Consider the following 19756-nt stretch of genomic DNA (forward strand, 5'->3'; position numbering starts at 1 on the left):
AGGGTATGTTTGTTCCCATCCATCTTGAAGCTCTTGAGCTATAACGTAAGTTCCAGCATCAAGCTCATTGAATTCATAGTAACCTTCTGCATCAGTGACAGTAGAAATTTCTCCTTCATCAAGTTCCCCATTTTCGTTGTCATCGATGTATATAGTCCAGCCTTCTAATCCCTCTTCACTTTCGTCCCGGATGCCATCTTCATTCAGGTCATTCCAACTATAACCTGAGATTGAACCAGGGAGAATTTCCTGGTTACCGAAGTTGATATCTTCTAAGTCTTCGCCCTCTTCTAACTCAACAGTGTGAGTACTAGGAGAACCAGGGTATGTTTGTTCCCATCCATCTTGAAGCTCTTGAGCTATAACGTAAGTTCCAGCATCAAGCTCATTGAATTCATAGTAACCTTCTGCATCAGTGACAGTAGAAATTTCTCCTTCATCAAGTTCCCCATTTTCGTTGTCATCGATGTATATAGTCCAGCCTTCTAATCCCTCTTCACTTTCGTCCCGGATGCCATCTTCATTCAGGTCATTCCAACTATAACCTGAGATTGAACCAGGGAGAATTTCCTGGTTACCGAAGTTGATATCTTCTAAGTCTTCGCCCTCTTCTAACTCAACAGTGTGAGTACTAGGAGAACCAGGGTATGTTTGTTCCCATCCATCTTGAAGCTCTTGAGCTATAACGTAAGTTCCAGCATCAAGCTCATCGAATTCATAGTAACCTTCTGCATCGGTGACAGTAGAAATTTCTCCATCGTCCAGTTCACCGTTTTCGTTGTCATCGATGTATATAGTCCAGCCTTCTAATCCCTCTTCATTTTCGTCCTTGATGCCATCGCCATCCAGGTCATTCCAACTATAACCTGAGATTGAACCAGGGAGAATTTCCTGGTTACCGAAGTTGATATCTTCTAAGTCTTCGCTCTGTTCTAACTCAACAGTATGGGTACTAGGAGAACCAGGGTATGTTTGTTCCCATCCATCTTGAAGCTCTTGAGCTATAACGTAAGTTCCAGCATCAAGCTCATCGAACTCATAGTAACCTTCTGCATCGGTGACAGTAGAGAGTTCTCCATCGTCAAGTTCCCCGTTTTCGTTGTCATCGATGTATATAGTCCAGCCTTCTAATCCCTCTTCATTTTCGTCCTTGATGCCATCGCCATCCAGATCATTCCAACTATAACCTGAGATTGAACCCGTTTCTGGGATGAGACTGCGATTACCAAAATCAATATCCTCAACATTTTCACCATTACCTACCTCTACAGTATGGTAGGGAGCATTACCTATAGTTTCCACAATCACATCATCAACTAACCAACCTTCATATTGGTTGGCTATTGAGTCCACAGTATCAAACTCAAAACTGATTTCAATTTCCTCCCCTACATAGGAACTGAGGTCAAATGTTGCATTAGTCCAACCTGTAGTAGGATTGTCCAATTCCACAGCCTTAGACGCAATCGGAACAAAATTACCACCATTTTCCGAAATCAGCACTGTAGCTGCATCATAAGAGTTTGAAGTTTCCACCTCTAGGAAGTAGTTAAAGGAAAGTTGAGCACTATCTAAACCACTTAAGTCAATCACTGGAGAAATAATTCGGCCTGCAGTATCTCCCGCATCATAATCACCTGTTTCTTCGATGCCATAGTACATACTGTCTACACCACTGTGACCAGCTTCATCTCCACGTCGAGTGGACAAATGCCACAAGCCTTCATTAGGTGCCCCAGTATTGTCAACAGTAAAGCCATCCAAATCTGGATTGCCATCATCATCACTGAAGTCTGCTTCAAAGACTACTTCAGAGGTAGTTCCAGGATAAGTTTGCTCCCATCCATCTTCCATGACTTCTGCAACAATGTAAGAAGTTTCAGGATCTAAATCTTCAAAGATATAGAAACCATTTTCATCAGTGACAGTGGATAGTTCTCCGTCGTCAAATTCGCCATTTTCGTTATCATCAATGTATATTTTCCAGCCTGCTAATGCATCCTCATCATCGTCCCAGATACCATCTTCATCCAGGTCATGCCAATTATTACCAGATATCGAACCGGGGAGAATTTCCTGGTTACCGAAGTTGATATCAGTAATATTTTCACCCGCATCCAGTTGTACAGTATGAGTTCCTGGAACTCCTACTTCAGATAGGGCGTTGAACGCATTCAAACGACCCCCTGTCAAGGTGATACCATCTAGTGCTGAAATCGGATCGGTGGTCTCTAGAATGATGTCTTTGACCTCTTGATAACTCAAGTCTGGATTTTCTGCCAATACTAAAGCTGCTACCCCTGCTACATGAGGACTTGCCATGGAAGTACCGCTGTATGAGGCGTAACCTCCTCCTGGTATGCTACTGTAAATGTCGGAACCAGGGGCACCTAAGTCTACCGATGTAGCTCCGTAGTTAGAGAAGCCTGATTTATTATCATTGTGGTCTGTGGAAGCTACTGAAATGACGTTGTCTAAATCGTAGCTAGCTGGGTAAGATGCAGATACATCATTGTTGTTACTGCTGTTACCTGCTGCTGCCACAAACAGAGAATCTGCTGCACCTGCTGCTGCGATCGCATCATACAATCCTTGAGAAAAGCCTCCCCCTCCCCAACTGTTGTTGGTGAGGTCTGCTCCCATCATTGTCGCGTATTCTATGGCTAAAATTGCGTTGAAGAGGGAACCAGAACCATTATCGTCTAGGAACTTGATGGCCATCAAGTCAGCATCCCAATTTACCCCTACTATTCCTTGTCCATCGTCACCATTTGCTGCAATGGTTCCCGCCACATGAGTACCGTGAGATTGAACATCTAATGGGTCGCTGTCACCGTATGCAAAGTCATAACCATAAACATCATCTACATAACCGTTGCCGTCGTCATCGATGCCGTTATCTGCGATTTCACCTGTATTGACCCACATATTGTCGGCCAAGTCTGGGTGAGTGTAGTCGATGCCTGTGTCAATCACTCCCACTACTACATTGTTACTTCCTGTTTGAATATCCCAAGCTTCTGGCGCATCTATATCTGCACCAGAGGTTCCTCCAGTTTGTCCGGTGTTGTGTAGTCCCCACAATTGGTCAAAGTTGGGGTCATTAGGAACTGTGGCATCAACATTAATAGTGTAGTTACGTTCTACATATTCCAGTACAGTGCTGTTTCGAGTGCGACTAATAAAGTCTTCTACATTCCCCTGAATAGACCACAGTTCCATACCACCGAGTGCTTCTGTTTTTGTTGTCTTGATGGTGGTTGCTCCAAGACTAGCTTTGAGGCTATTGAAAGAGCTAACGTCAGCATCTTCACTACGCTTAACAATTACTTGTCCTGACTCAAAGGCAGCTTCCAAGGGGATTCCTGATTCTCTGCTTTCTCGTTCGCCCTCTTCAAATTCAATCTCTGATGCTTCACTACTTAAAGATGATTGAGATAGTTCTGAAGTTTCTGCCTCTGCTTCTTCTGGTACTACTGAATCTGGGTAGGTTTGCTTCCATCCCTCTGGAATGATTTCACCAATCACGTAAGTTCCGGCATCAAGGTCATCAAATTCATAATAACCTTCTGCATTGGTGAGAGTGGAAATTTCCCCTTCATCAAATTCGCCGTTTTCGTTCTCGTCAATGTATATTGTTACGCCTTCTAATATTGGTTCACCATCATCCCACTCACTGTTACCATTAAGGTCGTTCCATTTGTAACCTGAGATTGAACCCGTTTCTGGGGTGAGTTCGCGGTTACCGAAGTTGATATCTTCTAAGTCTTCGCCATTCTCTAACTCAACAGTTTGGGTACTAGGAGAAGCAGGGTATGTTTGTTCCCATCCATCTTGAAGCTCTTCCGCTATAACGTAAGTTCCGGCATCAAGACCATCGAATTCATAGTAACCTTCTGCATCGGTGACAGTAGAGAGTTCTCCATCGTCAAGTTCGCCGTTTTCGTTGTCATCGATGTATATAGTCCAGCCTGCTAATCCCTCTTCATTTTCGTCCTTGATGCCATCGCCATCCAGGTCATTCCAACTATAACCTGAGATTGAACCGGAGAGAATTTCCTGGTTACCGAAGTTGACATCAGTCACATTTTCACCCGCTTCCAATTCTACAGTATGAGTTCCTGGAACTTCTGGTTGTTCTAATGAAGAAAGAGCATTGAACGCATTCAAACGACCCCCTGTCACTGTGATACCATCTAGTGCTGAAATCGGATCGGTACTCTCAAAAATGATTTCTTTGACCTCTTGATAACTCAAGTCGGGATTTTCTGCCAACACTAACGCTGCTACTCCTGCTACATGAGGAGTTGCCATGGAAGTACCATTGAATGAGGCGTAACCTCCTCCAGGTACAGTGCTATAAATATTTGAACCAGGGGCACCTAAATCTACCGATGTTGCTCCGTAGCTAGAGAAGCTAGATTTATTATCGTTGTGGTCTGTGGAAGCTACTGAAATGACGTTGTCTAAATCGTAGCTTGAGGGGTAATGGGGTGAACTGTCGTTGTTTGAATTAGAGTTACCTGCTGCTGCAATAAATAAAGAATCTGCTGCACCTGCTGCTGCGATCGCGTCAGACAATGCTTGAGAATAGCCTCCGCCTCCCCAACTGTTGTTGGTTAGGTCTGCTCCCATCATCGTTGCGTATTCTACTGCCAAAATTGCGTTAAATGTACTGCCAGAACCACTATCGTTGAGGAACTTGATGGCCATCAAGTCAGCATCCCAATTTACCCCGACTATTCCTTGTTCATTATTACCATTGGCTGCAATGGTTCCCGCCACATGAGTACCGTGAGAATGAAGATCTAATGGGTCGCCGTCACCGTAGGCAAAGTCATAACCATAAACATCGTCTACATAACCGTTACCGTCGTCATCGATGCCGTTACCTGCGATTTCACCAGGGTTAGTCCACATATTGTTGACCAAGTCTGGGTGAGTGTAGTCGATACCTGTGTCGATAACTCCTACTACTACATTGTTACTGCCTGTTTGAATATCCCAAGCTTCTGGCGCGTCAATATCTGCATCAGAGGTTCCTCCAGTTTGTCCAGTGTTGTGTAGTCCCCACAATTGGCCGAAACTAGGATCGTTAGGAACTGTGGCATTAAGATTAATAATGTAGTTGGGTTCTATTAATTCTAGTAGAGAGTTGTCTATATTACTACTAATGAAATCTTCTACATTTCCTCGAATATCCCACAGTTCAAGACCACCTAGTGCTTCTGTTTTTGTTGTCTTGATGGTGGTTGCTCCGAGACTAGCTTTGAGGCTATTGAAAGAGCTAACGTCAGCACCTTCACTACGCTTGACAATTACTTGTCCTGACTCAAAAGCAGCTTCCAAGGAGATTTCTCGGTTTTCTTGATCGCCTTCCTCAGATGCAATTGATGATTGAGACAGTTCAGAAGTTTCTGTTTCCACTTCTTCTGGTACTACTGACTCAGGATAGGTTTGCTTCCATCCCTCTGGAATGATTTCACCAATCACGTAAGTTCCGGCATCAAGGTCATCAAATTCATAATAACCTTCTGCATCAGTGATAGTTGAGAGTTCTCCATCATCGAGTTCGCCGTTTTCGTTCTCGTCGATATATATTGTCACGCCTTCTAAAACTGGTTCACCATCATCCCACTCACTGTTACCATCAAGGTCGTTCCATTTGTAACCAGATATAGAACCCGTTTCTGGGGTGAGTTCGCGGTTACCGAAGTTAATATCTTCTTGGTTTTCGCCTTCTTCTAACTCGACAGTATGGGTACTAGGAGAACCTGTTTCAATTGTGATGTTGTCGAACTGATGGAATGGAGATTCTTGTATCCACTCTACAGATACGACTTCGTTAAAGTCATCGTTGAAGACGAAAGTTTCCGGGTCGAAAGCATTGCCGTCTAAGGTAAAGGTCTGACTTACTGTACCACCGCCTTCTAGTTCTCCTACAAAAGTCACATCAGCAACATTTGAACCATTGAGTTCTGTCAGGTCAATGGAAGCTAAGTCGAATGGTTGATTGTCTATAGCACTCAAACGAGTGATGCCATTAACTGTATTGTTAAATAGTGCCGTAGATCCAGAAAAACGTGATTCTAAAGTCCCGAAGGTAGCAAATGGATGAGATTGGCTCAAATTATCGAGAGCAAAACCATCTTCTTCATAGTTGAAGCCGTGGGATTGGTAGCCCGTATCCTCATGTTTGAGGGATTCAAAATCAATGATGATCGTTTCTCCACCTCCAGAACCAGGGTAGGTTTGTTCCCATCCATCTTGAAGCTCTTCAGCTATAACGTAAGTTCCGGCATCAAGACCATCGAATTCATAGTAACCTTCTGCATCGGTGACAGTAGAAATTTCTCCTTCGTCGAGTTCGCCGTTTCCGTTATCATCTATGTATATAGTCCAGCCTGCTAATCCCTCTTCTTCATCATCCCATATACCATCGCCATCAACGTCATTCCACTTATAACCAGATATAGAACCCGTTTCTGGGGTGAGTTCGCGGTTACCGAAGTTGATATCAATAATATTTTCACCTGTATCCAATTCTACAGTATGAGTTCCGGGAACTTCCGGTTGTTCTAATGAGGAAAGAGCATTGAACGCATTCAAACGACCCCCTGTCACTGTAATACCATCTAGTGCTGAAATCGGATCGGTGGTATCAAGAATGGTTTCTTTGACCTCTTGATAACTTAAGTCGGGATTTTCTGCCAACACTAAAGCTGCTACTCCTGCTACATGAGGAGTTGCCATCGAAGTACCACTTTTAGAGCCGTAACCTCCTCCGGGTACAGTGCTGTAAATACTTGAGCCTGGTGCACCTAAATCTACCGATGTAGCTCCGTAGCTAGAGAAGCCTGATTTATTATCGTTGCGGTCTGTGGAAGCAACTGAAATGATGTTGTCTAAGTCGTAGCTAGCTGGGTAAGATGCAGATACATCGTTGTTGTTGTTGCTGTTACCTGCTGCTGCAATAAATAAAGAATCTGCTGCACCTGCTGCTGCTATCGCATCATACAATCCTTGAGAAAAGCCTCCGCCTCCCCAACTGTTGTTGGTTAGGTCTGCTCCCATCATCGTGGCATATTCTACTGCCAAAATTGCGTTAAATGTACTGCCAGAACCACTATCGTTGAGAAACTTGAGCGCCATTAAGTCAGCTTCCCAATTTACCCCTACTACTCCTTGTCCATTGTCACCATTTGCTGCAATGGTTCCCGCCACGTGAGTACCGTGAGATTGAACATCTAATGGATCGCTGTCACCGTAGGCAAAGTCATAACCATAAACATCGTCTACATAACCGTTACCGTCATCATCGATGCCATTACCTGCGATTTCACCAGGGTTAGTCCACATATTGTCGGCCAAGTCTGGGTGATTGTAGTCGATGCCTGTGTCGATAACTCCCACTACTACATTGTTACTTCCTGTTTGAATATCCCAAGCTTCTGGGGCATCTATATCCGCATCAGAGGTTCCTCCAGTTTGTCCAGTGTTGTTTAGTCCCCACAATTGGCCGAAACTAGGATCGTTAGGAACTGTGGCATTAAGATTAATAATGTAGTTGGGTTCTATGTATTCTAGTAGAGAGTTGTATATATTACGACTAATGAAATCTTCTACATTCCCCTGAATATCCCACAGTTCAATACCACCGAGTGCTTCTGTTTTTGTTGTATTGATGGTGGTTGCTCCCAGGCTAGCTTTGAGGCTATTGAAAGAGCTAACGTCAGCATCTTCACTAGGCTTGATAATTACCTGTCCTGATGCAAAGGCAACTTCTATGGGGATTTCTGAGTCTTGGTTTGACTCAGTAGTGTTGGTATTGAAGTCACTGGCAGATACTTCAGACTCATCTGTTGCCAAATTCTCAGTATCGCTACTACCAGATATTTCTGTACTATTTACTTGAGAACTGCTCAAAGATGAACTAGAGCGAACAGCTGTTTCTTCTGCCTCATCCCCAAAGCTTGGGTATGTTTGCTCCCATCCTGGTTGGAGAACTTCAGCAATGGTGTAAGTTCCGGGGCTTAAATCACCAAAGCTGTAGGAACCATCTTGAGCAGTGACAGTAGATATTTCTCCTTCGTCCAGTTCACCATTTTTGTTCTCATCGATGTATATAGTCCAGCCTTCTAATCCTTCTTCATTATCGTCCCAAACGCCATCACCATCTTGGTCATTCCACTTGTAACCTGATATGGAACCTAGTTCTTGCTCATCAGGTGTATAGACCAAGTCATCAATGACAAAATGTGCTCCCGCTCCACCATCATTAGGATCGGCATCAACGCCACCAAAAGAGGTAAACTGCACTTCATCAACATCTATAAAATCGAAATTAAATAGGGTCGGGTTGAAAGGATTGACAGTAACAGTCTCTGAATATTGCTCGACTCCATTATTAAAGCCTTTTACCTCAATATTCAGGCCGATGTTCCACGCCGCAGTCAAATAGGCACTGTTGAATGTAAAGTCTTCCTCTGAGGTGATGCTTACTGGGTTTGCAGATCCATTAAACCCAGAGTAGAGTGGAGAAACGTTCCCATATCCATAGCCAGTGGTTGGTCTATAATCTTTATTTGATGCATACCAACTCTCACTCCAGAAAAAATCTCCAATTTGTTGGCCTCCAAATAATTCATAACTGGTAGTATCTGAAATTTCATCAAAGTCAAATACCTGCTGTCCCTCAGCGAGTACAAGTGGTTCTATAACAATTGGGGTATTATCAGCGACGGGGTTTTCATTTTGATTTTCGCCATTTGCACCAACACCAGAAGGGTCTTGTACCGCTAACCCTAACATTTCTTCTATGTTGTTATCTTCCAAGTCAATACCTAAAGGACTATCTGAGGTAATTAAATTTGCTGCTGCTTCTATGTTGTCCATAAAAATATTTTCCTTTGATTGTTATTGATGATTATTAAAAATTGATTGTTGCCATTAGGTTTGTCTGCTCGGCAAGGTCAGGATAGGTTTTTGCAAGTTATAAATTTGCCAAAAAAATCCTTAAGGAAAGCACCACCCTTAACTAAAGCACCACCTTAAGTTAAGCACCACATTCCTATCTAATGGAGTCTTCTATAATTGGACACTACTTGGACTCTTGCCTATAGATGATCCACTACTTACCGCACTCATCATCTTCTTTGGCGCAATAAGTAACACAGGGACTATTGTTAAGACCATCACAGGACAACCAATACATGAACAGGATTCACAAGCACAGTTCATTGCCATAATATTTGTAATTTTTTTATCAATCCTAAATAATATTGCAATATTTCTTATAGTTTCTTAAGTATTAAGAAACAATTAATAAAAAATTATCACAAAGCTATTGGCGTGTCAAGCGTTAAATGTTAAATAGTCATCAAAAGGAAAGAATTAAGCTATAGGCAACGAGGCATTGCAAGCTATATTATGCACGACAAAACCTAGCATAAAGATGCGAGTCAAAAGTCAGAATAAAATTATAGTGGTGAATAAAAGTCAACAATTCAGTCAGTATTTACACGGAATATAAGCTGAGAATTTGACTCCCGATCAAGGTAAATAAGGTAAATGAAGATAATTTGTATAGTATAAATACTGAAGCAAGCTACGGATTTTATACCAATTTTAATGTTACAATTTGAAGTATGGAATGTGGGATGGACGTCTAAACCAACATTCCGCACGTCAATTTGTAACATTAAAAGTAGTGTATGAACCCGTAGCTTGGTAGGTATTTATACTATGCAAATCATCTTAATTACTTTTTTCGTTCATCAAATTCCGAGTAAATAATTAAGCATAAATACTTGCTAGATATGATTACTCAATCACGGCAGCTATGATTTTCTTCTCAAATTCTGTCTCCTGTCTCCTGACTCCTTCTTTTATACTACATTTTGTCGTGCGGAATGTAGGTCTAAAGTATAGGGGCCGTTCAGATTCCTTTAGCCCCTGATTTTGGTGCATTATTTTCCTGAGTATCGTGGAGTAGTTCTCAGCGATCGCATCCCATAGCTATATTTCTTCCCAATTCACATCATTGCCATCATGTGTGTCATTTTATTATCTTTGCTAAAGAATACACTTAGTGTAAGACTATAACAGATAAAAAATATAATCGTAATATTTTTTACAATCTCTTAAAACATATTAATTTATTCTATGCTCATGCTTGTAATACTCTTCTGTTTCTTCTTCTTCACTTAAATACTAATACTAACTAAAAATGATATAATTAACCTATTAAATAATTAACCTATTAAATAATTAACCTACAACCTAAAACCCTCTTTAATCATAACAATAATATCTTTTGGAAACTATATTCAATTAACAATCTAAATTATGAAAAATATAGTTGTTGCCCTCGACTTTTCTCAAATAACTCCTGCCATTATTACTCAAGCGGAAACTTTAGCCCAAGCTTTTAACAGCAAATTATGGTTAATTCACATTGCTGAACCAGATCCTGATTTTGTTGGCTTTAAGACAGGACCTCAGCCTAAGCGCGACCGCTGGGCACAAGAGTTTCGTAAAGAACATCAACAGATTCAAGATTTGGCAGAGGAGCTGCGGCAAAAAGGTCTTAATACGGTGGCTTTGTTAACTCAAGGTTCTACAGTAGAAACTATTTTGGCAGAGGCAAAAAAATTAGCTGCTGATTTAATTATAGTAGGGTCTCATGGACGCAGTGGTATTGAGAAATTTTTTGCGGGTAGTGTTAGTGAGGGTATTTTGCATGGTGCCCATTGTCCAGTTTTGCTAATTCCTTCTAGTTGGCGATCGCCAGAAACACTAGAAAATTGAGGAGTCAGGAGTCAGGAGTCAGGAGTCAGGAGTCAGGAGAAATGGGAATTATAGAGGAGACAGTAGGAAGAATCGTCCCTTGATTTTTCTGCCCAACTCTTGACTAAAATCCGCTTCTAATTGAACCATTATATCATGTCCGGTTGAATAGTTACACTTTGGAGGAGGGAAGGCAGAGGGCAGAAAGCAGAAGGCAGAAGGGAAAGAAAAGTTCAAAGGGAGAAGGTTTTTTTATAACTGATTATCCGGACATGATATTACCACCTAAAACCTCGCACTTTTTGATACTTAAAAAGGCTAAAACCTTTATATGTCAATACTTTTATATTTAATTAGGGCTTGCTGAATAAAGCTAAAAGTCACGATAGCTAAGGCTCAAGAGCTTTTTATATTCAGTTTATCTCCAAGTTTATGGCTCTTATTGGCATCAATTTACTGAAATTTTCTGCTGAAATTCAAGAAAATTTCTTCACATAAAATGGCCGAAACCGTTGCCTGTTCCCTGCGTCTCCGCGTCTCCGCGTCTCCGCGTCCCCGTGTCCTACCCCACCAACCAATTTTTTCAGCAGACCCTAATTAGCAAGCCCTAATTACCAAAATATTTTTGATATAAATCTGGAACTAATTGTAATCCTCCTGAACTGATAATATCTGATTCAATTATGCCTTTATTTCTGATATATTCAGCAATGAATTCACGAATTTCTGTAGAAGATTGCCAAATTATTTTTCCTTCTTTAAACATCACATAACCACCACCACCATTAGCGCGATAACTATTTATAGCAATTCGTAAAACTTGATTTGGTTCGATATTTTTTCCATCTAACTGTAACTTAGTAATTCGTTTTCCTTCTGGTTTAGTAATATCGACTATGTAATCTATTCCACTATACAAATCCCAGTTATAACCAAGAGAATTTTCCACCAAAACTTCTTCAGGAATAGTGGGTAAATTATCGGGAGTAACTTGTTTAAAATAAGCAGTACTTTTTTCTAATGCACAACGCAAAATATCCCCATTAATTTCTAGAACTAACAAATAGTTATCGTAATTATAGATACTGTAAACATCTCTCCTAGTAATTTTTCCTGGAGTAATTTTACCAGTGTTATTAAAAATAGAAGTCAGAGAAATATTTACAGGATAACCTGCTGCTTCTGCTGCTTGTATTTGTACCTGATTAATTAAATTTGATAGCTGACTCTGATGAAAGCGTGCTTTTGTACCACCATAAAATTCAGTTTTTGTCACACCAATAGCTTGATCAATATAGCGTAATGTTTGCTGATGATATGGTAAAGAAAGTTGGGAAATTTTCTGTTCTGGCTCAATATCAGTAACATATAAATTAGTAGAATCTTTAGCAATAACTTCCCACTTTTTACCCCGACGCTCTAATACTAAAGTATACTTACTTAGAGCTTTTCCCCAAAAAGAAGGTTCTGCAATTAAAACATTATTCACTATAACTTTAGGAACATCGTGATGTGAATGTCCTGCCATAATTAGATCGATATCTTTTACCTGTTGTGCTAATTCTAGGGTGAGATTTGCATCAGGAATACAGCCAGTTTCTTTCCACTCTTGAAGATCGGTTAACCAAGCGGAAGCCAGCCTTTTATCTTTTGGTACTTTAGAAAAACCACTATGTTGAACAATAGTAATTACATCTGCACCATCATTTCGCATTTGAGGAATATATTTTTGGGCAGTATTTATGAGATTCTCAAAAGTTAATCCAGCTATATTTTCAGATGGCACCCAGTTAGAAGTTGCAGGAGTAATTAAACCAAGAATGCCAACTTTTACACCATCAACATTTTTAATGACATAAGGTTTAAATGCTGAAGTTCCATCACTTTTGTAGATATTAGCACAAACTATGGGGAAATTAAGCTGACTTATCCAATGGGAAAGCACATTAGTACCATAATCAAACTCATGGTTTCCTAAAGTAGCAGCATCAAATTTGAGAGCATTCATGGTTACTGCCATCGGATGTACTGCTTCTGTGTCAATTCGATTATAGTAATAAGTTAATGGTGTACCTTGAATTGTATCGCCGGCATCAATAAGCAGTAAATTAGGATTTTTAGCTCGTTCCTGCGCGATTAAACTAGCGACTTTTGCTAATCCCCATTCTGCGGGTTGATTAGTATAGTAGTTATAAGGCATAAGGTTGCCATGAAGATCGCTAGTTTCCAGAATGGTGATGGTTTTGGTTGGGGGTTTTGATGTTATCAAGGGAATAAATAGTAATATAAGTGTAAATAACAAAGGAAGGCAGAAGGCAGAAGGCAGAAGGGAAAGAATAAGGTGAGAAGGTACAAAGTTTTTCATCAACTAATTAATTGTCCGGATTCCATATGAGGCTTTTAGCAATTATTAATTTTTAATCTGAAAATACACGTCTAGATCACTTCTATATCTGGCGTTGGTGATGCGTGGCTATGATTGTGCTTTAATGGCTATTGCCTAACTATTAACTGAAAAGCATTTTATATTTTGCCAAATTTAGGTTTCATAGCTTGATTCAGCAACGCCGGGTTTTAGTCCCCATACAATTGATTCTGTCTCCTGTATTCTGTCTCCTGACTCCTTCTTCAAATAAGCCTGTTAAAAACAGTGGGATAGGTTCATACATTTATTCAGCAACGCCAAATTTCTGTTTAACAACCATTGGCATATTTCCTGGTGCTGCCATAGTTAACCCTCTGCGGACAGGTTGGATAGATTTATTGGAAACTAACTTGAGTTCGCACTTTGATAAAATAGTTGCCAAAACTAATTTCATTTCAAATAAAGCGAGAGCTGAACCAATACAACGACGACTTCCTCCTCCAAAAGGTAAATATTCATAAGGTGAAAATTGTCGTTCGAGAAAACGTTCTGGTTTAAATTTTTTAGGTTCTGGATAAAGATCCTCTCTTTGATGAGTTAGATAAATAGAAGGAACTACTACCATTCCTGGTTCAAGTTGATAACCCATAATTTCTACAGGTTTCTGGACAACTCTAGGAAAAGCATTTATGGCAATGGGATAGAGACGCAAAGTTTCTTGACAAACAGCGCTGAGGTAGGGAAGTTTAGTAATGGCAACTTTGTCTGGGTTAGTGGGGAGAGTCGCTAATTCTGCTAATAGTTTTTCCCGCACCACCGGAATTTTATCAATCCAATATAATGCCCAAGCTAAAGCTGAAGCAGTAGTTTCGTGACCCGTAAGCAGTAATGTCAGAAGTTCATCCTTAATTTCTTCGTCACTGATACGATCGCCTGCTTCGTCACGCGCTTCTAGCAGTAAACTGAGGATATCATCACGATGATTTGCTTCTTCCCTAGCAGTTTCAATTTCTGCGAACATTAGCTCATCAATTTTTTGCCTTTTTCGTAAAAATCTACCCCAGGGACTCCAAGGACCCAAGTCTTTTCGCAAGAAACTGAAAAATAGAAAAGTGGAGGTGAGCGGAGAGCTAATAGAGTCAAGGACATCAGACAGAAGTATTCTTAGTTGTTCGTAACGTTCCCCTCGATCTAAACCAAATACCGCGCCAAGGATGACTTTGAGGGATATTTCTTGAGTTGACCTACGGATGGGGAAAGGTTTATCTATTTGCCACCGATTAATAACGTCAGAGGTAATATTGTATATTAAGTCCCCATAAGTACGCATTCGATCACCATGAAAAGGCGGCATTAATAGTTTTCTTTGACGTTGATGGCGATCGCCATTTTGCACAAGTAGAGAATTTCTGCCCACAATGTATTGTAGAGGGCTATTACTACCACCTGAGCTAAAGGTATCAGGGTCAGCAATAAAAATTTGTTGAATAGCTTTAGGGTTACAGAAATAGATAAAAGGAATCTTGGAGTTAGTGTTAGTCCTGAAGATATCTCCGTATTGAGAATATCGCTCCTCTATTGTTTGTAAGGGACGAAAAACAAATTTCCAAGTCCGAACTCTTCGTTGTAAAGGGGACAATGCAGGGCCATCAGGTAATACCATTTTTGCTTTGCTAATTATGTCAGAGTTACTTCATCTATTTTGATTCATTTACCAGTGAGATGGGAAGGTTTATAGAACCCTTATGGGAGCTATTAAAAAAAAATATAGGGGAATGTGGGGAGTGTGGGAAGTGTGGGGAGATGGTGAAGAAGGAAGCAAATTTCCACCTTTTCCCCCTGTTCTATATTGTTCTCTTGCTCTCCTACCTGACTCCTGACTTCTGATTCCTGACTCCTGACTCCTGACTCCTGATTCTGTTATTAAGAAACAGTAGAAATTTCATCTATATGGTAAAGCTTGAATAACTATAAAAGCAGACTCTAGGCAAATATTATAGGAATCTAAAAATCCATTAGCTAGTCTAACGAGATTAAGAAGTTTCCTTATAGAATATAGCAGTCGAAGCAAAGGGCGTGGACATTCCTAAATGCTCAAACCCAGTCATAGATTACTTCTAATTTTTGACTTTTGATTTTTGACTTCTGACTTGCACTATAACTCCTGTGTGGCAAAGCTAATTGCTACCTTTGTCTTTCTACTACAGAAAAATTAATAACGGTTAAATTTATGGAGGAGTAATGAATCAATATATCAACCCTACTACTGAAAATCAAATTCAGGTAGAAGACGATCGAACCGGCATGAGTGTCACTACTCTCAGACGTGCTCTAGCAGATAACCTGTTTTATTTGCAGGGGACTTATGAGTCCATGGCAAAACAAGATGATTTTTACAGAGCTTTAGCTTATACCATACGCGATCGCTTACTCCAACGCTTTCTTTCTACAATTCGTACATATAATGAGAAAGATGTTAAGGTAGTATATTATCTCTCTGCCGAATTTCTCATGGGTCGTCACCTGGGTAATAGTTTGATTAACCTGGGAATTTATGAACAAATTCGTCAAGCTATCACCGAATCTGGGTTAAATTTAGACGAACTACTGGAACAAGAAGACGACCCTGGTTTAGGGAATGGTGGTTTGGGTAGATTAGCAGCTTGTTTTCTGGACTCTTTAGCTACTTTAGAAATTCCGGCCATGGGGCACGGTATTCGCTACGAGTTTGGCATTTTCACCCAAACTGTACAGGATGGTTGGCAAGCAGAAATCCCTGATAAATGGTTACGTTTCGGCAACCCTTGGGAAATAGCTCGTCCTGCTGAAAAAGTAGAAATCAAGTTTGGAGGCCATACAGAGGGATACCATGATGATAAAGGCCACTATCGAGTAACTTGGGTTCCCGATGAAACTGTAATTGGTATTCCTTATGATACCCCTGTTCCTGGCTATAAAGTAAATACTGTAAACCCTCTACGTTTGTGGCGAGCAGAAGCTAGTGTAGACTTCAGATTTGAAGAGTTCAATGCTGGAAACTATGACGGTGCAGTAGCAGATAAAATGAGTTCGGAGACGATCTCCAAAGTTCTCTATCCAAATGATAATACTCCTCAAGGTAAGGAACTCCGTCTGAAGCAACAATATTTCTTTGTTTCTTGTGCTTTACAAGACATTATCCGTAGACATTTATCTCACAACAAAAATCTAGACAACTTATACGAGAAAGCAGCCATTCAACTGAATGATACTCACCCTGCTGTAGCGATCGCGGAGATGATGCGCTTGTTAATTGATGAGTACGATATGGACTGGGAGCGTGCTTGGCATATTACTCAAAATACTTTTGCCTACACTAACCATACTTTGCTACCTGAAGCGTTAGAGCGTTGGGCAATTAGTTTGTTTGGTCGCCTTCTCCCTCGCCACCTAGAAATTATCTATGAAATTAATCGGCGCTTTTTAACTCAAGTGCAAACTTGGTTTCCTAAAAACCCGGAATTGCTTGCCCGTGTTTCTCTGATTGAGGAGGGAGCAGAAAAATCTGTGCGGATGGCTAATTTAGCTACTGTTGGTAGTCATGCTGTCAATGGAGTAGCAGCACTGCACACAGAATTGTTGAAAAAAGGTGTGCTTAAAGATTTTTACCAACTTTTCCCAGACAAATTCTTAAATAAGACTAATGGAGTGACTCCCCGTCGTTGGGTTTTACTGAGTAACCCCAAACTTTCTGCCCTATTCTCTGAGAAACTGGGAGGAGATAGTTGGTTGCGAGATTTCGACCAACTACGGCAACTAGAAAAATATGTTGATGATGCAGAATTTCGGAATCGTTGGCGAGCAATAAAGCAAGAGAATAAGGCTAAGTTGGCAGAACGTATTCTCAAGCATAATCGGATTGAGGTGGATATTAATTCTCTGTTTGATATTCAGGTCAAACGTATTCACGAGTACAAACGCCAACATTTGGATGTATTCAACATCATTACTCTGTATAACCGCATTAAGCAAAATCCAAACATTGATATTCCACCCCGCACGTTTATTTTTGGTGGCAAAGCTGCTCCTGGTTACTACATGGCTAAGTTGATTATTAAGTTGACTAATGCTGTTGCTGATGTAGTTAATAACGATCCTGATGTGCGCGGTCGCCTGAAAGTTGTCTTCCTGGCAAACTTTAATGCTTCCCTTGGTCAGATTATTTATCCTGCTGCCGATCTTTCCGAGCAAATTTCTACTGCTGGTAAGGAAGCATCCGGAACTGGTAATATGAAGTTTGCCATGAATGGAGCGATGACTATTGGTACTCTTGATGGAGCTAATATTGAAATTCGCGAAGAAGTTGGAGCAGAAAACTTTTTCTTATTTGGAATGACTGCTCAAGAAGTTTTCGAGTTGAAGGCAAAGGGTTATAAACCTATGGAATACTACAATACTAATGCTGAACTCAAAGCAGTAATTGACCGAATTGCTAGCGGTCGCTTTAGCGAAGGTAATCCTAACTTATTCAAGCCTTTGATTGATTCTCTACTGTACAATGACCAATATATGCTACTAGCTGATTATCAAAGCTATATTGAATGTCAGGAGCGGGTTGGTAAAGTTTTCCAAGACCAGGAGAAATGGACAAAAATGTCTATCTATAATTCTGTTCGCATGGGTAAATTCTCTTCTGACCGAACAATTATGGAGTATGCAAAGGAGATTTGGGGAGCACAACCAGTCAAGATCGACCAAGAAACTTATACTCAAGATAATGCTGGTTTGAAGGTAGATTCTTAATTTACTAGATGGGGCAGGTTCATCTCAACTTAATGTTGAGCAATTAATTTAATGTGGAACCCGCCTAATACGGCATTGCTGAATACTGGGATGATTTCGACTGACACGGGGACACGGAGACACGGAGACACGGGGATTATGGTTTTTGCTCTCTGACAAAATCATCCCGCAATTATGCAATGCCCCCAATACTGTAGGTTGGGTTAAGCGGCAGCGCAACCCAACAAAAATAACTGTCTGTTGGGTTTATCCTACAGATAAGACTTGCCAAGGATTGAAATCCTTGGCTAATAGTTTAAGTCATCTAAAGATGACTCTTGAGGAGTATGCTATCTTTTTGATCTTTAATTAGGGTTTGCTGATTAAATATCGCGCTTATTGACTGATATTGGTTTGAGCAATTTTAGATCTGGAAAAAGTGCGAGTTTTTCGGTGGTAATGGTTCAAAAATTCAGGATTTTGGGTGCATAGTAGGGCAGAACCATCTTGAGAAAATTCTTACTCCTACCTCCTCCAAATTCCCATTTCTCCTGTCTTCCCCTCCACCGGAGGGGGAGGGGCGAGGGGTGGGTTGCCTCCTGTCTCCAGTATAGCTGTCTCCTACAAAGAGCAAAAAGACTTTTTCAGCAAGCCCTAATTATATTGTGGTTAAGTCAGTGCAATTTGATCTAAAGCCCAACTACGAGCCTAATTATAACTGTTTTACTAAACATACTATTATTCTGAATTCCTGAAAAAAATGCAAGACAAAATATTAGCTAAAGAAAGACAATTCCACGATATTTGGGCATCAACTATTGATATAGAAGGTATTCGAGTAGTTGATTATTTTGAAAGTTGTACGGCACCAGAAAATAGATTTATTCTCCAACAAATGGGAGATTTAACTGATAAATATTTGTTAGATTTAGGTTGTGGTGCGGGGGAAAATAGTGTTTATTTTGCTAAAAAAGGAGCGCGGTGTGTGGCGACAGATTATTCTCCTGGAATGGTAGATGTTGCTGTTAAGTTGGCTGAAACAAATGGGGTACAAATTGAGGGTAAAGTTATGGATGCAATGGCTTTAGAATTTCCCGATAATACTTTTGATTTTGTTTATGCTTCTAATTTACTTCATCACTTACCAAATCCAAAGTTAGCAATTAGAGAAATGCACCGCGTTCTGAAACCTGGTGGTAAAGCTTGTTTTTGGGACCCGTTGAAACATAATCCTGTGATTAATGTTTATCGGCGTATTGCTACAAAAGTTAGAACTGAGGATGAAATGCCTCTGGATATTAATCTGGTTAATTTTATTAAATCTCTCTATTCAGAAACAGCTTACGATACATTTTGGCTGGCAACTTTGTGGATTTTTTTAAGGTTTTATTTAATTGAAAAAGTTGACCCAAATAAAGAGCGTTATTGGAAAAAAATTATTATTGAACATCAAAGATTAGAACCAATGTATCGGAAATTAGAAAGATTAGATGGGGTATTAAAAAAATTGCCTTTGATGAAAAGATTTGCTTGGAACTTGGCAGTAGTTACAACTAAATAGTTCGGTTATAGCAGAAGGAAGAAGGAAGAAGAAAGGTAAGCATTCAGCCGTCAGCTATCAGCCATCAGCTATTGCTTTTAGTTTACGATAAAAGCTTTATTAATTGTCTTACTACAAAAGTTAGCTCCCTTGTCCTTAAAGTCATTTGTGAATTTAAACACTGTCCTATATGAGAGAGTCTTGTTGCTGATAGCTGACAGCTAATAGCTGAATGCTTACGAAGAAAGAAGGAAGAAGGAAAAGTATTACGTTGTCTGAGTTTTAAACTTTTGAACTGTCCT

Annotated in this window: 6 protein-coding genes; 3 read left to right on the forward strand and 3 right to left on the reverse strand. The window is 40.3% G+C overall.

Going from position 1 to position 19756, the window contains the following annotated elements; translation table 11 throughout:
* The coding region (locus tag F6K54_RS08815; protein ID WP_293076587.1) for a S8 family serine peptidase at positions 1 to 8895 on the reverse strand (8895 nt) is incomplete at its 3' end.
* A 1452-nt stretch (positions 8896 to 10347) separates the two neighbouring features.
* Here F6K54_RS08815 and F6K54_RS08820 point away from each other — a divergent pair.
* Positions 10348 to 10809 (forward strand): universal stress protein, encoded by a 462-nt coding sequence (locus F6K54_RS08820; RefSeq protein WP_293076589.1) that lies wholly within the window; start codon positions 10348 to 10350, stop codon positions 10807 to 10809.
* 586 nt (positions 10810 to 11395) lie between these two features.
* On the opposite strand, the gene F6K54_RS08825 is transcribed toward F6K54_RS08820, so the two are convergent.
* Both F6K54_RS08825 and F6K54_RS08830 read right to left on the reverse strand, forming a co-directional pair.
* Positions 11396 to 13057, reverse strand: a complete 1662-nt coding sequence (locus F6K54_RS08825) for a bifunctional UDP-sugar hydrolase/5'-nucleotidase (protein WP_293076591.1) — start codon at positions 13055 to 13057, stop codon at positions 11396 to 11398.
* A gap of 400 nt (positions 13058 to 13457) precedes the next feature.
* The gene (locus F6K54_RS08830) at positions 13458 to 14816 is read right to left on the reverse strand and encodes a cytochrome P450 (protein WP_293076593.1); all 1359 of its coding nucleotides are present in this window, start codon (positions 14814 to 14816) and stop codon (positions 13458 to 13460) included.
* A gap of 578 nt (positions 14817 to 15394) precedes the next feature.
* On the opposite strand from F6K54_RS08830, the gene F6K54_RS08835 reads away from it, so the two are divergent.
* Positions 15395 to 17935: a glycogen/starch/alpha-glucan phosphorylase gene (locus F6K54_RS08835; protein WP_293076595.1), complete on the forward strand. Its 2541-nt coding sequence runs from the start codon at positions 15395 to 15397 to the stop codon at positions 17933 to 17935.
* 739 nt (positions 17936 to 18674) lie between these two features.
* Complete coding sequence (locus F6K54_RS08840; RefSeq protein WP_293076597.1) at positions 18675 to 19475, forward strand: class I SAM-dependent methyltransferase; 801 nt, start codon at positions 18675 to 18677, stop codon at positions 19473 to 19475.
* The last annotated feature ends 281 nt before the right edge of the window (positions 19476 to 19756 follow it).

This window comes from Okeania sp. SIO3B5, from assembly GCF_010692555.1.
Lineage (GTDB): Bacteria > Cyanobacteriota > Cyanobacteriia > Cyanobacteriales > Microcoleaceae > Okeania.

Bases quoted from the DNA above. Each gene is read 5' to 3' on its own strand.
- F6K54_RS08820 (WP_293076589.1), top strand. From the start codon at position 10,348: ATGAAAAATATAGTTGTTGCCCTCGACTTTTCTCAAATAACTCCTGCC.
- F6K54_RS08830 (WP_293076593.1), bottom strand. From the start codon at position 14,816: ATGGTATTACCTGATGGCCCTGCATTGTCCCCTTTACAACGAAGAGTT.
- F6K54_RS08835 (WP_293076595.1), top strand. From the start codon at position 15,395: ATGAATCAATATATCAACCCTACTACTGAAAATCAAATTCAGGTAGAA.
- F6K54_RS08840 (WP_293076597.1), top strand. From the start codon at position 18,675: ATGCAAGACAAAATATTAGCTAAAGAAAGACAATTCCACGATATTTGG.